We start from the raw sequence: 15,564 nt of genomic DNA, 5'->3' as shown, positions 1-15,564 counted from the left end.
GCCGAGTCGGCTGGAAGCCCGCGGCCGAGCAGGTATGCGGTCAGCCGCTGTCGGTGCGCTGGATGTCCGCCCGCAGCTCCCGGACCTCGCGAGCGAGCGCGTCGACCTGAGCGCGGCTGGCTACCCGCTCCTCCTCGTTGGCTCGGCCACCTTCTCCACCAGCCACGACGCGAAGGTTGCCGTCACGACACCGAGCAGGGCGATGCCGCCCTGCATGAGCGCGACGGCGACGAGCCGGCCTGTCCCGGTGACGGGGAAGGTGTCGCCGTAGCCCACCGTCGTCATCGTGACCACGGCCCACCACAGGCCGTCGCTGACGCTCGTGATCGACGCGTCGGGATGCCCGCGCTCGGCGCCGGTGACCGCCAGGCCTCCCGCGAGATAGGTGACGACCCGGCCGCGCAGCTGGCGGGAGCCGGTGCGGTTGAGGATCGACAGCAGGGTCACCAGGCGGAGCAGCTGGAGCGGACGCAGCAGGGGCAGCACGATGATCGCCAGGTCGAACCAATGCTCACGCACGTATCGGCGACGCTCCTCGGCGAGATAGACGCGCGCGGCGTAGTCGACGCCGAACAGCACCCAGACGAGTGCGGCCACCGCGGTGCAGACCTTGCCGAGCCAGGCTGGGATGCCGGGGTCGATGATCGGCACGGCGTACGCGGCGAGGAACAGCAGTGCGGCGCCGGCGAGCGGTCACTGGCTGTGAGCCTCCCACCGCTCCAGCCGCGTCACGGCGCGCTCCCGGCGCTGCGGACTCTCCGGTCCCTCCGGGCACGATCGGCTCGGCTGCGGAGTCGGTACATGCTGCCGATGATGTCAGCCCGACCAGCCGGGCAGCCCTATCCCGCCAACGGAGGCGCAGCTCGCGGGGGAAAGGCAGAAGGTCCTCGAAGGACATCCGGCGGCGCTGTCGGATCGGGACCGAGGCGTTCGTAGGAGGGGTGAGAGGGCGGCCGCGAGGAGCGCTCCAAGGACGAAGGGACCGCGACATGAAGCTGACGACCACCACCCAGGTCTCCGTCGACGGCGTGATGCAGGGGAACGGCGGACCGGACCGCAGAGGCGGCTTCGAGCGCGGCGGATGGGCCAGGCCGCTGTTCGAGACCGAGACCATGACGTACGTCGACCAGGTTTACCGGTCCGCCGCCGCCTTCCTGCTCGGCCGGCGGACCTACGAGCTCTTCGCCGGCTACTGGGGCGTGCGGGAAGACCTGGACGACCCCGCTGACACCGCGGGCCAGGCCACCTGAAGCACCTGAAGCATCCAGCAGACGACACACCCGATGATTCATCCGAGGAGAGCACCATGAGCGTTACCTACACGTTCGACGTCTTCACCAGCGTCGACGGCTACGGCTCCTACAACGCCGACGGCGACTGGGGCGGCTACTGGGGCAAGCAGGGCCCAGAGCTGCTCGACCACCGCCTCACCCTGTACGACCGGGAGCAGCGGATGGTTTTCGGGGCCAACACGTACCGCGAGAGCGTGGAGATGCTGGCCTCGAGCACCGAGGAGTCAGAAGTCCGTGACCCATGGGTCACCCGGATGCGGGAACTGCCGGCAACGGTGGTGTCGAGCACGCTGGATGAACCACTCGACTGGCCGGACGCCATCATCGTGCAAGGCGATGCCGTCGACGTGGTCGCCCGGCTCAAGGAGGAGTCCGACGTGCCGTTGCGCTCGCACGGCAGCCTGTCGATGAACCGGGCGTTGATGGCCGCCGGCCTGGTCGACCGCGTCCAGGTGACGCTCTTCCCTGTGATCACCGGTCAGACCGGGTCGGACCGGATCTTCCACGGCGCGGCGGACTTCGACCTCGAGCTCATCGAGAGCCGGACGTTCGACGGCCGTACCCAAGAGCTCACGTACCGGCCCGCCTTGCACGTCTGACGCGCAGATCCATGCTCGCGGCGGTGTCGATCGGGCAGAGTCTGCTCGTAGCAGGGGTGAAAGGCCGTCCACGAGGGACGCCGGAACCGCAGGAGATGATCCGAGATGAAGTACCTGGTTTCCGTGATCGACGACACGGCCGGGCTCGCCACCCCGGACGAGATGGCGGCCATCACCGCGTTCAACGACCGGCTCGAGGCGGACGGTCACTGGGTCTTCGCCGGCGGCCTCGCCGAGCCGAGCTCGGCCACCGTCATCGACAACCGGGGCGAGGAGGCGCTGTTCACCGACGGGCCCTTCGTCGAGTCGAAGGAGTACCTCGCCGGCTTCTGGATCATCGAGGCCGCCGACCTCGACGCGGCCCTCGAGCTCGCCGCCGAGGGATCGAAGCGCTGCAACCGGAAGGTCGAGGTACGACCGTTCCGTGACAGCCGAGAGCCAGCCAGGACGACAGGAGACGATTCGACATGACGCAGTACATGATCGCGTTCAACGACGGTGACATGGTCATCCCCGCGGAGGATCTACCCGACGTGGGCCGCGCCGCCTCGGCGGTGGTCCGCGAGGCCAGGGAGGCAGGGGTGTGGGTCTTCGGCGCCGGCCTGGAGCACCACGACGTGGTGAGCGTGGTGGCCACCGACGGCACGGTCACCGATGGCCCCTACCCGGAGAGCAAGGAGCACCTCGGCGGGCTCGTGGTCGTGGACGTGCCGGCGCGCGAGGAGGCGCTGGAGTGGGCAGCCAAGTTCGCCGCGGCCTGCCGCTGTGCCCAGGAGGTCTTCGAGCTCCTGCCCGACCCGACCGCCTGACCGAGGAGCAAGCGTGGTCGACGTCCGCGAGGCGATCACCCGAGCCCACCACGAGGAGTGGGCACGGGTGGTCGCCTCCGTGACCAGGCGCTTCGGCGACCTCGACCTCGCCGAGGAGGCGGCGGCCGAGGCGTTCGCGACCGCCGTCCAGCGGTGGCCGGCCGACAGCGTGCCGCCCAACCCCGGCGCCTGGCTGACCACGACCGCCAACCGCAAGGCCATCGACCGGATCCGGCGCGAGAACAAGCGCGACGCCAAGCACAGGGAGGCTCAGACCTTGTGGGACGACCCGGCTGCGTCGTCGGTGCCCCTCGGCGCCATCGACGACGACCGGCTCCGCCTGATCTTCACCTGCTGTCACCCGGCGCTCGCGATGGAGACTCGCGTGGCGCTGACGCTGCGCATGGTGGCCGGACTGGCCGTGCCCGAGATCGCGCGTGCCTTCCTGGTGCAGGAGGCCACCATGGGGCGAAGGATCACCCGTGCGAAGGCCAAGATCAAGGCGGCGCGCATCCCCTACCGGGTGCCGTCCGCGGAGGATCTCCCGGGGCGTGTCTCAGGCGTGCTCGCCGTCCTGTACCTCGTCTTCAACGAGGGCTACCTGGCGACCGGACCCGGCACCGATCCGGTGCGTCACGACCTGACTGCGGAGGCGATCCGGCTCACCCGCCTGGTTCGGGCCCTCATGCCGCAGGACGGTGAGGTGACCGGACTGCTGGCACTGATGCTCCTCACCGAGGCCCGCCGCACCGCGCGTGTCTCTGCGAGCGGCGAGCTGGTCACGCTCGCCGAGCAGGACCGCGGCGCGTGGGACGCGGTGCTGGTCGCCGAGGGGCACCGGCTGGTGCGCGAGCGTCTGGCCGCCGGGGCGGCTCCGGGTCGGTACCAGGTCCTCGCCGCGATCAACGCCGTGCACACCTCCGCCCACGACGTGCGCGACACCGACTGGTCACAGATCCTCGCCCTCTACGATCAGCTCGTCCGGCTCGACCCCTCGCCGATCGTCGCCCTCAACCGGGCCGTCGCCGTCGCCGAGCTCGACGGCCCGGAGGTGGCTCTGGCGGCAGTCGACCAGCTCGAGGAGAGGCTGGCCGGCTACCACGCCTTCCATGCGACCCGCGCCGACCTGCTGCGCCGGCTCGGCCGCGGTGCGGAGTCGCGCGCGGCGTACGGCCGGGCCATCGAGCTGGCCGGCAACACTGCCGAGACCGCCTACCTGACCCGCCGCCGCAACCAGCTGGGCTAGAGCGGAGCCAGCACGCAGAGCTCGTTGCCCTCGGGGTCGGCCAACACCCGCCACGAGACGTCGCCGGGCTGCCCGACGTCGACCCGGCTGGCGCCCAGCGCCAGCAGCCGCTCCACCTCGACGTCCTGGTCGTCCGGCCGCAGGTCCAGGTGCAGGCGGTTCTTGCCCGCCTTGCCGTCCGGCACGCGCAGGAAGAGAAGGTCAGGCGCGACGCCGTCCTGCGGGCTGCCCGCCGGCGGCTCGAGCACGATCTCGTCGGGCTCCTCGTACGTGCGGCGCCAGCCGAGCGCCTGCTGCCAGAAGCTCGCGACGAGGTCCGGGTCGTTGCAGTCGATGTCCAGACACTGGATCTGCAGGGTCATTACCGCATCGTCGTGCCCGGCGGGTGAGGGTGGCAACGAGAATGTGCGCGCCCCTCGCGTAGAGTCCGGGCCAGCCGGCGGGCAGCATGTCGAGGAGGATCTGCGAGGACGCCGGGGGAGGAACGGAGAATGGTCGCGAGCTCGTTGCACCGTCGGGTGGCTGACACGCTGGGCCGCCGCGTCGCCGGCGGCGAGCTGCCCGCCGGGAGCGTGGTGAACCTCGCCGGCCTGGAGCGGGAGTTCGGGGTCTCCCGGACCGTCGCACGCGAGGCGATGCGGTTGCTGGAGTCGCTCGGCATGCTCGAGGCGCGCCGCCGGGTCGGGCTGATCGTCGCCGACGTCGCCCACTGGGACGTCCTCAGTCCGAAGGTGATCGAGTGGCGGCTCGCCGGACCGGGCCGGGACGCCCAGCTGCGCTCCCTGCTGGACCTGCGTGTCGCCGTCGAGCCGACGGCGGCCCGTTCAGCGGCCGTGCACGCCACCGCCGAGCAGCGCCGGCAGCTCATGGACCTTGCGCACCGGCTCCGTTCTCTGGGTGAGCAGGGTCTGGGTCAGACCGACGAGTACCTGCGCACCGACGTCGCCTTCCACCAACTCATGCTCCGGGCGAGCGGCAACGAGATGCTCTCCGCGCTCGACCAGGTGGTCGAGTCCGTCATGGTGGGGCGCACCCGGCTCGGCCTCTCGCCCGCGATCCCGGTCGCCGAGGTCCTGGACCACCACGAGACGACGGCGCGGGCGATCGAGGAGTCCATGCCCGAGGCCGCCGAGGTCTACTCGCGCCTGCTCGTCGCCCGCGTCCGGGCCGAGTTCGTCCTGCCGTAGCCGGCGCCACGGCACGCACGAGGCGGCTGTACGTCGCACCGGTGCGGCGGTCGGCGTAGCACCCGGGACAGACCCGCGTGCCCGACTGGCGTCGGCGTGAGGAACGAAAGAGAATACTTGTGCCGCCAGCTGCAGCGGTGGCAGCATACAAGCGACAGCGAGAGGCCGCTCGGGAGCATGTCGGTTCGGTGACGAGCTCGGCAGCGTCGACGTGAGGCATCTGGGCCGAAGGGGCGTGCTCAGCGAGGCCGGTGGGCGTAGCGGCACCCGGTCGGTTGGCACACGAAGGAGGACGGTCATGCAACGCCGCAGACGCACTTTGGTGTTATCTATAGCGACCCTTGGCCTGGCCACCGGGCTGGCCGCGTGTGGGGACGACTCCGGCGGGGGAGGCGGGGAGGAGACGTACACGCTGCGCTTCAACCACGTCCTCGCCGAGAGCGAGCCCTTCCACGAGGGCTTCCTCAGCTGGGCCGAAGCCGTGGAGGAGCGCACGGACGGCGGCCTCACCATCGAGGTCTACCCCTCGGCCCAGCTGGGGGTCGAGGAGGACATCATCGAGCAGATCCAGGGCGGGGCGAACATCGGTCAGAACACCGACGCCGCCCGGCTCGGGCAGTACGTCGAGGAGGTCGCCGTCGTCAACGGCCCCTACTTCGTCGAGAACCTCGACGAGGTCGAGGCGCTGCGCGACAGCGAGTCGATGCAGGGCTATCTCGACGAGCTCGAGGAGCAGGGCCTGAAGGTCGTCTCCTTCAACTGGGTGCAGACCCACCGGCACTTCTTCACCAATCAGCCGGTCGACACCCCGGAGGACCTGGGCGGCGTCCGTGTGCGCACGCCGGGTGCCCCGATCTGGCAGGAGTCCATTCGCGCGCTCGGCGCGGAGCCGGTCGCGATGGACTTCGGCGAGGTGTACTCCGGTCTGCAGCAGGGGGCGATCGACGGGGCCGAGCTGGTCTACGCCAACATCCCCGCCGCCAACCTCTTCGAGGTGGTCGACCACGCCACCGAGACGGGCCACATCCTGCTGGTGAACTTCGAGGTCGTCAGCGCCGACTGGTTCAACTCCCTGCCCGAGGAGTACCAGCAGATCCTCGTCGAGGAGGCCGACAAGGCCGGCCGGGAGACGTCGGAGCTCATGGAAAGCCAGATCCCCGACATCAAGCAGCAGCTGCTCGACGAGGGCATGACCATCAACGAGGACCCGGACCTCGAGGCGTTCCGCGAGGCGGGTGAGGGCGCCTACGAGGAGCTCGGGCTCACCGACGTGCGCGACCAGATCTGGGAGGAGATCGGGAAGGGATGAGCAGCGGGTCCGACGACCGCGAGGATCCGGCGAACGACGCAGCCCTGCCCGGGTCGGGGTTCTTCCTGCTGCTCGGCCGGGTCGAGCTCCGCTTCGCCCAGCTCTGCGTCGTGCTCATGACGGCGCTCGTCCTCACCTCCGCGCTCGCCCGGACTTTCGGGGAGCCGATGAACTGGACGGTCGACCTCGCCACCTTCACCTTCGCGTGGGCGGTGTTCGTCGGCGCCGACGTGGCGTGGCGTCGGGACCGCATGGTGAGCATCGACGTGCTGGTGGACCGGCTGCCGGACGGGCCACGCGCCTGGGTCCGGCTGCTGAGCTACGTCATCATCGCCGTCTTCCTCGTGGTCCTGGCCTACACCGGGACACGCCTGGCGGACGACGCCAGCGACCGCAGCTTCGACGGGGTGCCGTGGCTCAGCTACACCTGGGTGACGATCGCGGTCCCGATCGGGGCGCTGCTGATGCTCTACACCACGGTGCACAAGATCCGTGGCGAGATTCGCGCCCGCCGGGACGGCGGCGAGGAGCCGGCATGATCCTCGTCCTCACCGTCTTTCTCGTCCTCGTCGCGATCGGCATGCCGGTGGCGTTCGCGATCGGCATCTCGGGCTTCCTGTTCTTCCTGAGCCAGGAGCTCGACCTCTACATCCCGGCGCAGGTGGCGCTCACCCAGACGCAGAACTTCGCGATCCTGGCGATCCCGCTGTTCATCTTCGCCGGGAACTGCCTGAACGAGACCGGGATGACGCGGCGGCTGCTCGACTTCGCCTCCGCGCTGACCGGGCACATGCGCGCCGGTCTCGGGCACGTCAGCGCGGTCTCGTCGTTCATGATGGGTGGCGTCACCAGCTCGGCCATCGGGGACGCCACCATGTTCGGCCGCATCCTCGGGCCGGCGATGCGCGAGCGCAGCTACGCCCCCGGGTTCGCCGCCGGCGTGATCGGCACCTCCGCCATCATCACCACGATGGTGCCGCCCGGTACCGGGCTGATCCTGTACGGCACCCTCGGCGAGGTCTCCATCGGCCAGCTTTTCGTCGCGGGCGTCGTGCCCGGGATCCTGATGACGCTGCTGATCATGGCGGCGGTGGTCGTGACCGCGCGCCGGCAGGGCCTGCCCAGGGAGCGGGCCAGCCGGCGCTCCTTCGCAGACGTGCTGCGCGCCGGGCTGTCGTCGATCTGGGCGCTGCTGTTCCCGGTCATTCTCATCGTCTCGCTCCGCTTCGGCATCTTCACCCCCTCCGAGGCCGGCGCCTTCGCCGTCGCGTACGCCCTCGTGGTGGGCCTCCTCGTCTACCGGGAGATCACCTGGGCGCGGTTCAAGCTGGCGCTGAGCAACACCGTCAACGACGTCGGCATGATCATGCTGCTGATCGCCCTGTCTGGCGGCTGGGGCTACGCCCTGAGCTGGGACCGCGTGCCGCAGACGATCATGGAGACACTCACCGGCATCTCCGCGAACCCGACGGTCATCCTCGTCGTCCTCGTTCTCGGCCTGCTCGTGGCCGGCATGTTCATGGACTCGACGGTCCTGATCCTGCTGCTGACCACGATGCTCGTGCCGGTCGCGGAGATGGCCGGCCTCGATCCCATCCACTTCGGCATCGTCATGGTCCTCACCCTGACGCTCGGGCTGCTGACACCGCCGATCGGGATCGTGATGCTCATCGTCTGCCAGATGTTCCGCACCGACGTGCCGACCTACATGCGGCAGTCGGTCTACCTCTGGTTCGCGCTGATGATCCTCATCGTCCTGGTCATCCTCGTCCCCGGCGTGGCGACGTGGCTCCCACAACTCATCTACTAGTCGATCAGGAGAGGTGCTCGTGAACTTCAGCGGCAAGACGGTTGTCGTCACCGGGGCAGGAGCCGGCATCGGCCGGGCGACGGCACTGCTGCTCGCCCGGCTCGGTGCGTCGGTGGTCGTGAACTCGCGCGAGGGCTCGGGCCGGGGCGGGGACACCGTGGACCGGATCGTCGCCGACGGCGGCCGGGCGGTCCTCGCGGCGGGCGACGTCGAGGACTCGAGGGCCTGCGACGCCGCCGTCGAGACCGCCCTGTCCCACTTCGGGCGCCTCGACGTCCTGGTCAACAACGCCGGTCTCGCCGTGCCGGGAACCGTCGAGACGACGCCCGAGGACGACGTCGACCGGATGCTCGCCGTCAACGTCAAGGGCACGGTGCTGATGTCCCGGGCGGCCATGCCGGCCTTGCGCGAGGCGGGCGGTGTGATCGTCAACGTCGGCTCGGTGGCCGCGATCAAGGGGCACAAGGACCGCGCCGTCTACGCGGCGTCGAAGGGCGCGGTGGTGGCGATGACGAAGTCCATGGCGGTCGACCATGTCGCGGAAGGCGTCCGGGTCAACTGCGTGTGCCCCGGCACCACACTCACCCCCGCGCTCGAGTCCAAGATCCGGGACGCGCAAGACCCGGTCGCCATGGAGGCACAACTCATCGGCCGCCAGCCACTCGGCCGGCTGGGCACGCCCGAGGAGATCGCACACGCCATCGCCTATGCGGCCTCCCAGGAAGCGGCGTTCATGACCGGGTCGGTGGTGGTCATCGACGGAGGCATGACCATGTGAACACCGCCCGCCCGGACGTACCCTCGCGGTATGCGACCCTCGCGGAGCCTCTCGAGTGCGGCGGTCGCGGCAGGTGCGTCCCTCCTGCTCGCCGCCTGCGGCGGTGGAGCGGGCCACGACGGGGCGGCGCCGGGGCAGGGCGAGAGCACGAGCGTCGAGGCGCCCGGCCCCGACGAGCCGACCTCGTCCGAGGACCGCCCGACGCAGCCGCCGTCCACCCGGCCGACGACGGAACCCTCGCCGTCGGAGCGGCCGCCGCAGGAACGGCCGACGACGGAGGGCGAGAGGCCGCCGTCGTCCGAGGACGAGTCAGAGCCGGACGACCCGCCGGACGACCCGCCGACCGCCGACCGGGACGGCGGCGGACCGGGCCTCGACCCGGACGGCGGGGGCGGGCCGACCACCGATCCTGAGGACGCCGGCGAGCCCACGACACCGCCGACGCCCGACCCGGTCCACGGGCCGACGTCACCGGTCGACTTCGGCGAGACCTACCAGTGGGACAACGGGCTCGCCGTGACGGTCGAGGCTCCGCATCCGCTGGACGACGAGGTGACGTCCTCCAGCACCGAGGACGAGTCGGACGTGCCCACGCCGGAGGCGCGCCGAACCGAGCCGCCCGACGACGCATCCCAGGAGGAGACGCCGACCGCGACGCCGGAGGAAGGTGGCACCGCAGGGACCGCCCCGCCCGGCGACGTCCTCGTCTTCGACATCACCGTGGTCAACCGGACGCCGGAGGGCGTCAGGTCGCTCTACATCGCGCCGAAGATCGAGGGCGCCGCGTGCGAGTGCGCGGAACACTTCGACCCGGGCGCCGGACTCACCGGCACCCCCAGCAGCACGCTGCCGCCCGGCGAGCAGATGAGTTTCTCGGTCGCCTTCGCCACCTCGGCCCCGGCGGACCTCGAGCTGCAGGTCTGGCCCGAGTACCGCTACGCGCCGGCCCTCTTCGTCCCCGACGTCGGCTCGGCCTGAGCCCGCCCGGGGCCCGACAGGCACAATGGCCGCCATGCCCTCGGCCGCCAGCATCGTCGACGAGACGCTGTCCACCACCCCGCTCGTCGACGGCCACAACGACCTGCCCTACGCGCTGCGGACGACGGCGCAGTCCTCCGTGGAGGGCCTCGACGCGCCACGCCCCGAGCTGCACACCGACATCCCGCGGCTGCGGGCCGGGCGGGTCGGCGCCCAGTTCTGGTCGGTCTTCGTCCCGTCCACACTCACCGGGGCCGACGCCGTGCTCGCCATCCTCGAGCAGATCGACACCGTCCATCGGCTGCTTGCCCGATACCCGGACGTCTTCGAGCTCGCCCACACCGCCGACCGGGTGCGCGAGGCCTTCGCCCGCGGCCGTGTCGCATCACTGCTCGGCGCCGAGGGCGGGCACTCGATCGGCGGCTCCCTCGGTGCGCTCAGGGCCTTCGCCCGCCTCGGCGTCCGGTACATGACCCTGACGCACAACGACAACACCCCGTGGGCGGACTCGGCCACGGACGCCCCCGCGGTCGGCGGGCTCAACGAGTTCGGCAGAGGCGTGGTCGCCGAGATGAACCGCATCGGGATGCTCGTCGACCTTTCGCACACGGCCGAGTCCACCCAGCTCGCCGCCCTAGAGGCCACCAGCGCTCCGGTCATCTACTCCCACTCCTCGTGCCGGACCGTGTGCGACCACCCCCGCAACGCCTTCGACACCGCTCTCGAGCGGCTCGCCGCCAACGGCGGCGTCCTCCAGGTGACCTTCGTGCCGAAGTTCGTCTCGAACGCCGCCGCCGCGTGGGACGCCGCCCGCAACGAGGCGTTCGACGGCGGAGCTTTCCCGTGGCCGCAGGACGTGGCGGCGCAGGACGCGACGGAACGGGACGCCGCCGCGGAGGAGGAGGCCGCGCACGAGACGGCACGCCGTCGCGCCTGGGAGCGGGAGCACCCGCGGCCGAGCGTCAGCATCGACGACGTCGTCGCCCACGTCGAGCACGCCCGCGAGGCGGCCGGCGTCGACCACGTCGGCCTCGGCGGCGACTACGACGGCACCGACGTCCTGCCCACGGGGCTCGAGGACGTCTCGGGATACCCGCGGCTCTTCACGGCGCTCGCCGAGCGGGGCTGGTCCCGCGGGGAGCTGGCCGCGCTCGCGGGCGAGAACATGCTGCGGGTCATGCGTGACGCCGAGGAGGCTGCGGCCGAGCCCATCTGAGCAGCTCACCGTGCTGGTGCGACGCGCCGTCGACGCCGGTAGCGTCCGTGGCGGGGCGAGAGTGGTGAAAGGGCGTGTTCGATGGACGTACCCACCTGGATCTGGGTGCTCACCGCGGTGGGCATCGTGGCGCTGCTGGCGTTCGACTTCATCTTCCACGTCCGCAAGGCGCACGTTCCCACGCTGCGTGAGGCGGCGATCTGGTCGGCTCTGTACGTCGGCATCGCAGTCGTCTTCGGACTCGGTGTGCTGCTCCTCGGCGGCGGAACCATGGGATCGGAGTACTTCGCGGGCTACATCACCGAGAAGGCGCTCTCGGTCGACAACCTGTTCGTCTTCCTCATCATCATGAGCAGCTTCATGGTGCCCCGGGAATCCCAGCAGAAGGTGCTGCTGTTCGGTATCGCGTTCGCGCTCGTGGCCCGGACCGGCTTCATCTTCCTCGGCGGCGCGCTGATCAACTCCTTCGCCTGGGTGTTCTACCTGTTCGGCCTGATTCTCCTGCTGACGGCGGGAAGCATGGTCAAGCCGGAGAGTCAGCAGTCGCACGAGAGCGAGAACATCGTGGTGCGGATCGCCCGCAAGCTGTTCCACACCAGCGAGCGCTACGACGGCGATCGCTTCTTCACCGTCATCGACGGCAAGCGGGCCATGACTCCCATGCTCTTGGTGATGGTGGCCATCGGCGGCACCGACATCATGTTCGCCCTGGACTCCATCCCGGCGATCTTCGGCCTCACCCAGAACGTGTACCTGGTCTTCACGGCAACCGCCTTCTCGCTGCTCGGCCTGCGGCAGCTCTACTTCCTCATCGACGGCCTGCTGGACCGGCTGATCTTCCTCTCCTACGGCCTCGCGATCATCCTCGCGTTCATCGGCGTGAAGCTCGTGCTCCACGCCCTGCACGAGAACAACGTCCCGTTCATCAACGACGGCGAGCCGGTGACCGTCGTCGAGGTCAGCACGGGCCTGTCGCTGAGCGTCATCGTCGTCGTCCTGCTGGTGACCGTCCTGGCCTCGTTGTTCAGCAAGCGGGGTCGAGCGCAGAACGCCATCTCCAACGCCCGCCGGCACGCGAATGCCTACCTGGACGCCGAGTACACCGCCGACCCCGCCGAGCGTGAGCGCATCTTCCGGGCGCTGCTGGAGGAACGGGACCAGATCGACCGCCTCGGACCGAAGTACCGCCAGATGGTCCGCGACGAGCGCGCCCTGAGGGAACTCCTGGAGCGTGCGGTCGCCAGCCACGACGCCGCGGTCGCCCGCGGCGAGGCCGACCGCTTCGGACCGACCAAGATCATCGACCGGGACTAGCGCGGCTCAGAAGGCCTCGTGGTCCTGGGCGCCGCACGCGGCACAGAACCCGTCGACGACGTCGGCGGGGCACTCGAGGTCCGTGCACCAGACCGTGAGGTCCGCGTAGACGTCGACGTCCGGCGCGGTCTCGAGAGTGGTGGTGACCGCCATGGTGCAACTCCCTTCTTCCTCCGGTGTCTGGCTACGTCTCCATCGTTGCTCCATGGACTGACATCACCCTGCTACGACTCGCCGAACGGCTCGATCCGAGTGCTTGGGTGCCCTAGGTCAGCGCGCGCACGGCGCGGGCGAGCAGATCCGGTTCCCGGACGGTGTGCTGGTCCATCAGCGCCTGGGCGACGAGGCCGGTGACGAGCGAGTAGACGATGAACCCGACGCCTCGCTCCTCCTCGGACCCGGGGGCGACCTCCGGGACGTCGAGGACCACGGCGGCCAGCGCGCAGCGGGCCCCGGTCTGGGCCACGGCGATCTCGCGGCGCAGCTCGTCGTCGAAGCCGGCCTGGGCCAGCGCCTGCAGCCCGGCCGACTGCAGGTCGCTGGACGCGGGAAGCTGGCGCGCCAGCTCGGCCACCAGCGCGGAGAGCCGAGCCGGCGGCGTCTCGCCGCCGGTACGCTCGCGAACAGCCTGGTCCTCGAGTCCGCGCCCGCCGGCCGCGCGGGATCCGCCGCGAGCGTGTCGGAGACGGATGTGCCCGCGGCTCGCGAGACGGTCGCCGGGGCGTTCGACGCCGCCGCGGAGCTACCCGCCGCCGAGGCCGACGCCCTGCGGGACGCGGCGAGCGCGGCGTTCCTGAGCGGCCTGACCACCGTCAGCCTCGTGGCGGCCGCCCTGCTCGCCGTCACCGGTGTCGTCGCCGGCACCGTCCTGCGCCGGCACGCGAGCTGAGCGCCCGGCATCGAACCCTGGTGAGGCCGTCAGCATCTCGGCATGCCGACGGCGCCGCCGCCACCGGCCCGGATCGGGCAAGAATCGAGGGCGTGCCGGGCCCGGAGCCGGTCCTGGCTGAGAAGAAGGAGCGATTATGACCGAGCCGATCCGCGTCACCGTCTGGGGCGAGAACCGCCACGAGCAGCTCGAGCCCGAGGTGGCCCGGCGCTACCCCGACGGCATGCACGGCGCCGTCGCCCAGGGCATCGAGGGACGCCTCGGCTCGGGTGTCCAGGTCCGCACCGCGACCCTCGACGAGCCCGAGCACGGCCTGACCGAGGAGGTCCTGCGGGACACCGACGTGCTGACCTGGTGGGGACACGCCGCTCACGGCGACGTCTCCGACGAGGTGGTCGAGCGGGTGCACCGCCACGTCCTCGAGGGCATGGGCCTGATCGTCCTGCACTCCGGGCACTGGTCGAAGATCTTCACCAGGCTCATGGGCACCACCTGCACGCTGCGCTGGCGCGCCGAGCACGACCGCGAGCTGGTCTGGACGGTCGACCCGACCCACCCCATCGCCCGCGGCGTCCCGCACCCGATGATCATCGACGAGGACGAGATGTACGGGGAGTTCTTCGACGTCCCCACCCCGGACGAGCTCGTCTTCATCAGCTCCTTCTCCGGCGGCGAGGTCTTCCGCTCGGGCATCACCTACCGCCGCGGCTTCGGCAAGATCTTCTACTTCCGCCCCGGCGACCAGGAGTACCCCACCTACTTCCACGACGGCGTCCGCACCGTCATCGCCAACGCCGTCGAGTGGGCCGTCACCGACCGGCCCGAACGCACCACGCCCACGCTGCTGCGCTACGACACCGAAGACTTCTACAACGGCCAGGGGTACCGAGGTGCGCTCAAGGCCGGGGGCGAGGACACCGCGTGACCTCGCCCGTCCTGCCGGATCGGCCCGTCCCCCTCGTCCTGGTTGGTGCCGGCGGGATGGGCCGGGCGTGGCTCTCGACCATCCTCGCCGAGCCGGGCGCCGAGCTCGCCGGCGTCGTCGACCTCGACCTCGACGCCGCACGGGCGGCGGTGGAGTCGGCGGGCGCCCCCGGCACCCCGGTAGGCCGGGACGCCGTCGGCCTGGCGCGGCGAACCGGTGCCCGGGCCGTCGTCAACGTCACCGTCCCGCGCGCCCACCACCCCGTGACGACGGCGGCCCTGCTCGCCGGCCTGGCCGTGCTGGGCGAGAAGCCCGCGGCCGAGACCGTCTCGCGGGCGCTGTCCCTCGTGGCCGCCGCGGAGGTCACCGGGCAACCCTTCGTCGTCAGCCAGTCCCGCCGCTACAACCACCAACTCTTCGCCTACCGGGAGCAGGCCCGGGCGCTGGGCGACCTCGGCGTCCTGACCACCGAGTTCTTCAAGGCCCCGCACTTCGGCGGCTTCCGCGAGGAGATGCCCCACCCCCTCCTCGTCGACATGGCCATCCACCAGTTCGACACGGCACGGTTCCTCCTCGACGCCGAGCCGGTGTCGGTCTACTGCGAGGAGTACAACCCGTCCTGGAGTTGGTACTCCGGCTCCGCCGCCGCGACCGCTGTCTTCGAGATGACCGGCGGCGTGCGTTACGCCTACACCGGCAGCTGGTGCAGCCCCGGCCTGGAGACGTCGTGGAACGGGTCCTGGCGGCTCTCCGGCGCGGCCGGCACCGCGCTGTGGGACGGCGACCACGACCCGGTCCTCGACCGGCAGCCGCCTACCGACCCGCCGCACGAGGTTCCCGCGCCCGAGGCCCCGGGCGAGGGCATCGCCGGATCGCTCCGCACGTTCCTGGCGGCTCTCGACGGCGGCGAGGTCCCCATGGGAGAGGTCCACGACAACGTGCTGAGTCTGGTCATGGTGGAGGCCGCCGTCGAGTCCGCCACCACCGGCGCGCGCGTCCAGGTCGACGACGTGCTGGAGCGTGCGCACCGGCAGGCGCTGGCCGAGGAGACCCGCGAGGATGTCCGCGCCCGGCTCGCGTCGTGGACCTCCGTCCGTGCGGCACTCGCTGACCGGTGAGACCGCCGCTCGGGGCTGAGGCGTGAACCTCAGCCCCGGGGCAGAGTTCATCGCTCGACCGTTCACGCGTGGCCGACGCGCTCGCACGGGACAT

19 protein-coding genes and 1 pseudogene are annotated in these 15,564 nt (G+C 70.8%); 16 read left to right on the top strand and 4 right to left on the bottom strand.

What is annotated here, in order from left to right:
* Positions 1-120: 120 nt before the first annotated feature.
* Positions 121-651: a potassium channel family protein gene (locus ABD907_RS15260; protein ID WP_345217126.1), complete on the bottom strand. Its 531-nt coding sequence runs from the start codon at positions 649-651 to the stop codon at positions 121-123.
* A gap of 338 nt (positions 652-989) precedes the next feature.
* Between ABD907_RS15260 and ABD907_RS15255 the strand changes: the two are divergent.
* From ABD907_RS15255 to ABD907_RS15235, 5 genes and pseudogenes are all read left to right on the top strand, one after another.
* Positions 990-1,217: pseudogene (locus ABD907_RS15255) on the top strand (dihydrofolate reductase family protein); the annotation flags it as partial.
* An 89-nt stretch (positions 1,218-1,306) separates the two neighbouring features.
* On the top strand, positions 1,307-1,891 hold the full coding sequence (locus ABD907_RS15250; protein ID WP_345217124.1) for a dihydrofolate reductase family protein: 585 nt from the start codon (positions 1,307-1,309) through the stop codon (positions 1,889-1,891).
* Between the two features lie 105 nt (positions 1,892-1,996).
* Positions 1,997-2,362 (top strand): YciI family protein, encoded by a 366-nt coding sequence (locus ABD907_RS15245; protein WP_345217123.1) that lies wholly within the window; start codon positions 1,997-1,999, stop codon positions 2,360-2,362.
* Complete coding sequence (locus ABD907_RS15240) at positions 2,359-2,700, top strand: YciI family protein (protein WP_345217122.1); 342 nt, start codon at positions 2,359-2,361, stop codon at positions 2,698-2,700. Before ABD907_RS15245 ends, ABD907_RS15240 begins: the two co-directional genes overlap by 4 nt.
* Before the next feature lie 13 nt (positions 2,701-2,713).
* A complete protein-coding gene (locus tag ABD907_RS15235) occupies positions 2,714-3,946 on the top strand; it encodes an RNA polymerase sigma factor (RefSeq protein WP_345217121.1) in 1,233 nt (410 codons plus the stop codon).
* Here ABD907_RS15235 and ABD907_RS15230 read toward each other — a convergent pair.
* Entirely contained in the window at positions 3,943-4,308 is a 366-nt protein-coding gene (locus tag ABD907_RS15230; RefSeq protein WP_345217120.1) for a VOC family protein, read from the bottom strand. The genes ABD907_RS15235 and ABD907_RS15230 overlap by 4 nt on opposite strands.
* 156 nt (positions 4,309-4,464) lie before the next feature.
* Here ABD907_RS15230 and ABD907_RS15225 point away from each other — a divergent pair, with 156 nt between their 5' ends.
* The 8 genes from ABD907_RS15225 to ABD907_RS15190 all read left to right on the top strand — a co-directional run bounded on the left by ABD907_RS15225 (position 4,465) and on the right by ABD907_RS15190 (position 12,538).
* Positions 4,465-5,133 carry a FadR/GntR family transcriptional regulator gene (locus ABD907_RS15225; RefSeq protein WP_345217119.1) on the top strand — a complete coding sequence of 223 codons (669 nt, stop codon included), beginning with the start codon at positions 4,465-4,467 and terminating at the stop codon, positions 5,131-5,133.
* Positions 5,134-5,431: 298 nt separating this feature from the next.
* The gene (locus tag ABD907_RS15220) at positions 5,432-6,442 is read left to right on the top strand and encodes a C4-dicarboxylate TRAP transporter substrate-binding protein (RefSeq protein WP_345217118.1); all 1,011 of its coding nucleotides are present in this window, start codon (positions 5,432-5,434) and stop codon (positions 6,440-6,442) included.
* A complete protein-coding gene (locus ABD907_RS15215) occupies positions 6,439-6,981 on the top strand; it encodes a TRAP transporter small permease (protein ID WP_345217117.1) in 543 nt (180 codons plus the stop codon). The genes ABD907_RS15220 and ABD907_RS15215 overlap by 4 nt, the downstream gene beginning before the upstream one ends.
* A complete protein-coding gene (locus ABD907_RS15210; RefSeq protein ID WP_345217116.1) occupies positions 6,978-8,252 on the top strand; it encodes a TRAP transporter large permease in 1,275 nt (424 codons plus the stop codon). The genes ABD907_RS15215 and ABD907_RS15210 overlap by 4 nt, the downstream gene beginning before the upstream one ends.
* 13 nt (positions 8,253-8,265) lie before the next feature.
* Positions 8,266-9,030: an SDR family NAD(P)-dependent oxidoreductase gene (locus tag ABD907_RS15205; protein WP_345217115.1), complete on the top strand. Its 765-nt coding sequence runs from the start codon at positions 8,266-8,268 to the stop codon at positions 9,028-9,030.
* A 30-nt stretch (positions 9,031-9,060) separates the two neighbouring features.
* The gene (locus tag ABD907_RS15200) at positions 9,061-10,008 is read left to right on the top strand and encodes a hypothetical protein (RefSeq protein ID WP_345217114.1); all 948 of its coding nucleotides are present in this window, start codon (positions 9,061-9,063) and stop codon (positions 10,006-10,008) included.
* 34 nt (positions 10,009-10,042) lie between these two features.
* Entirely contained in the window at positions 10,043-11,224 is a 1,182-nt protein-coding gene (locus ABD907_RS15195) for a dipeptidase (RefSeq protein WP_345217113.1), read from the top strand.
* Between the two features lie 81 nt (positions 11,225-11,305).
* Positions 11,306-12,538 (top strand): TerC family protein, encoded by a 1,233-nt coding sequence (locus tag ABD907_RS15190; protein ID WP_345217112.1) that lies wholly within the window; start codon positions 11,306-11,308, stop codon positions 12,536-12,538.
* Positions 12,539-12,544: 6 nt separating this feature from the next.
* Here ABD907_RS15190 and ABD907_RS15185 read toward each other — a convergent pair whose 3' ends face one another.
* Complete coding sequence (locus ABD907_RS15185; protein ID WP_345217111.1) at positions 12,545-12,691, bottom strand: hypothetical protein; 147 nt, start codon at positions 12,689-12,691, stop codon at positions 12,545-12,547.
* 112 nt (positions 12,692-12,803) lie between these two features.
* Positions 12,804-13,112, bottom strand: a complete 309-nt coding sequence (locus ABD907_RS15180) for a hypothetical protein (RefSeq protein ID WP_345217110.1) — start codon at positions 13,110-13,112, stop codon at positions 12,804-12,806.
* A gap of 102 nt (positions 13,113-13,214) precedes the next feature.
* Here ABD907_RS15180 and ABD907_RS15175 point away from each other — a divergent pair, with 102 nt between their 5' ends.
* From ABD907_RS15175 to ABD907_RS15165, 3 genes are all read left to right on the top strand, one after another.
* Positions 13,215-13,427, top strand: a complete 213-nt coding sequence (locus ABD907_RS15175; RefSeq protein WP_345217109.1) for a hypothetical protein — start codon at positions 13,215-13,217, stop codon at positions 13,425-13,427.
* 136 nt (positions 13,428-13,563) lie between these two features.
* Positions 13,564-14,352 carry a ThuA domain-containing protein gene (locus tag ABD907_RS15170; RefSeq protein WP_345217108.1) on the top strand — a complete coding sequence of 263 codons (789 nt, stop codon included), beginning with the start codon at positions 13,564-13,566 and terminating at the stop codon, positions 14,350-14,352.
* Complete coding sequence (locus ABD907_RS15165) at positions 14,349-15,470, top strand: Gfo/Idh/MocA family protein (protein ID WP_345217107.1); 1,122 nt, start codon at positions 14,349-14,351, stop codon at positions 15,468-15,470. Before ABD907_RS15170 ends, ABD907_RS15165 begins: the two co-directional genes overlap by 4 nt.
* Positions 15,471-15,564 lie beyond the last annotated feature (94 nt).

It is taken from the genome of Georgenia halophila (assembly GCF_039541595.1).
Note: the sequence above shows the minus strand (reverse complement) of the source record. Positions and strands in the feature narration are given on the sequence as shown.

Coding starts and splice junctions, on each gene's coding strand:
- ABD907_RS15250 (WP_345217124.1), top strand. CDS start 1,307: ATGAGCGTTACCTACACGTTCGACGTCTTCACCAGCGTCGACGGCTAC.
- ABD907_RS15245 (WP_345217123.1), top strand. CDS start 1,997: ATGAAGTACCTGGTTTCCGTGATCGACGACACGGCCGGGCTCGCCACC.
- ABD907_RS15240 (WP_345217122.1), top strand. CDS start 2,359: ATGACGCAGTACATGATCGCGTTCAACGACGGTGACATGGTCATCCCC.
- ABD907_RS15230 (WP_345217120.1), bottom strand. CDS start 4,308: ATGACCCTGCAGATCCAGTGTCTGGACATCGACTGCAACGACCCGGAC.
- ABD907_RS15220 (WP_345217118.1), top strand. CDS start 5,432: ATGCAACGCCGCAGACGCACTTTGGTGTTATCTATAGCGACCCTTGGC.
- ABD907_RS15215 (WP_345217117.1), top strand. CDS start 6,439: ATGAGCAGCGGGTCCGACGACCGCGAGGATCCGGCGAACGACGCAGCC.
- ABD907_RS15210 (WP_345217116.1), top strand. CDS start 6,978: ATGATCCTCGTCCTCACCGTCTTTCTCGTCCTCGTCGCGATCGGCATG.
- ABD907_RS15200 (WP_345217114.1), top strand. CDS start 9,061: ATGCGACCCTCGCGGAGCCTCTCGAGTGCGGCGGTCGCGGCAGGTGCG.
- ABD907_RS15195 (WP_345217113.1), top strand. CDS start 10,043: ATGCCCTCGGCCGCCAGCATCGTCGACGAGACGCTGTCCACCACCCCG.
- ABD907_RS15190 (WP_345217112.1), top strand. CDS start 11,306: ATGGACGTACCCACCTGGATCTGGGTGCTCACCGCGGTGGGCATCGTG.
- ABD907_RS15185 (WP_345217111.1), bottom strand. CDS start 12,691: ATGGCGGTCACCACCACTCTCGAGACCGCGCCGGACGTCGACGTCTAC.
- ABD907_RS15170 (WP_345217108.1), top strand. CDS start 13,564: ATGACCGAGCCGATCCGCGTCACCGTCTGGGGCGAGAACCGCCACGAG.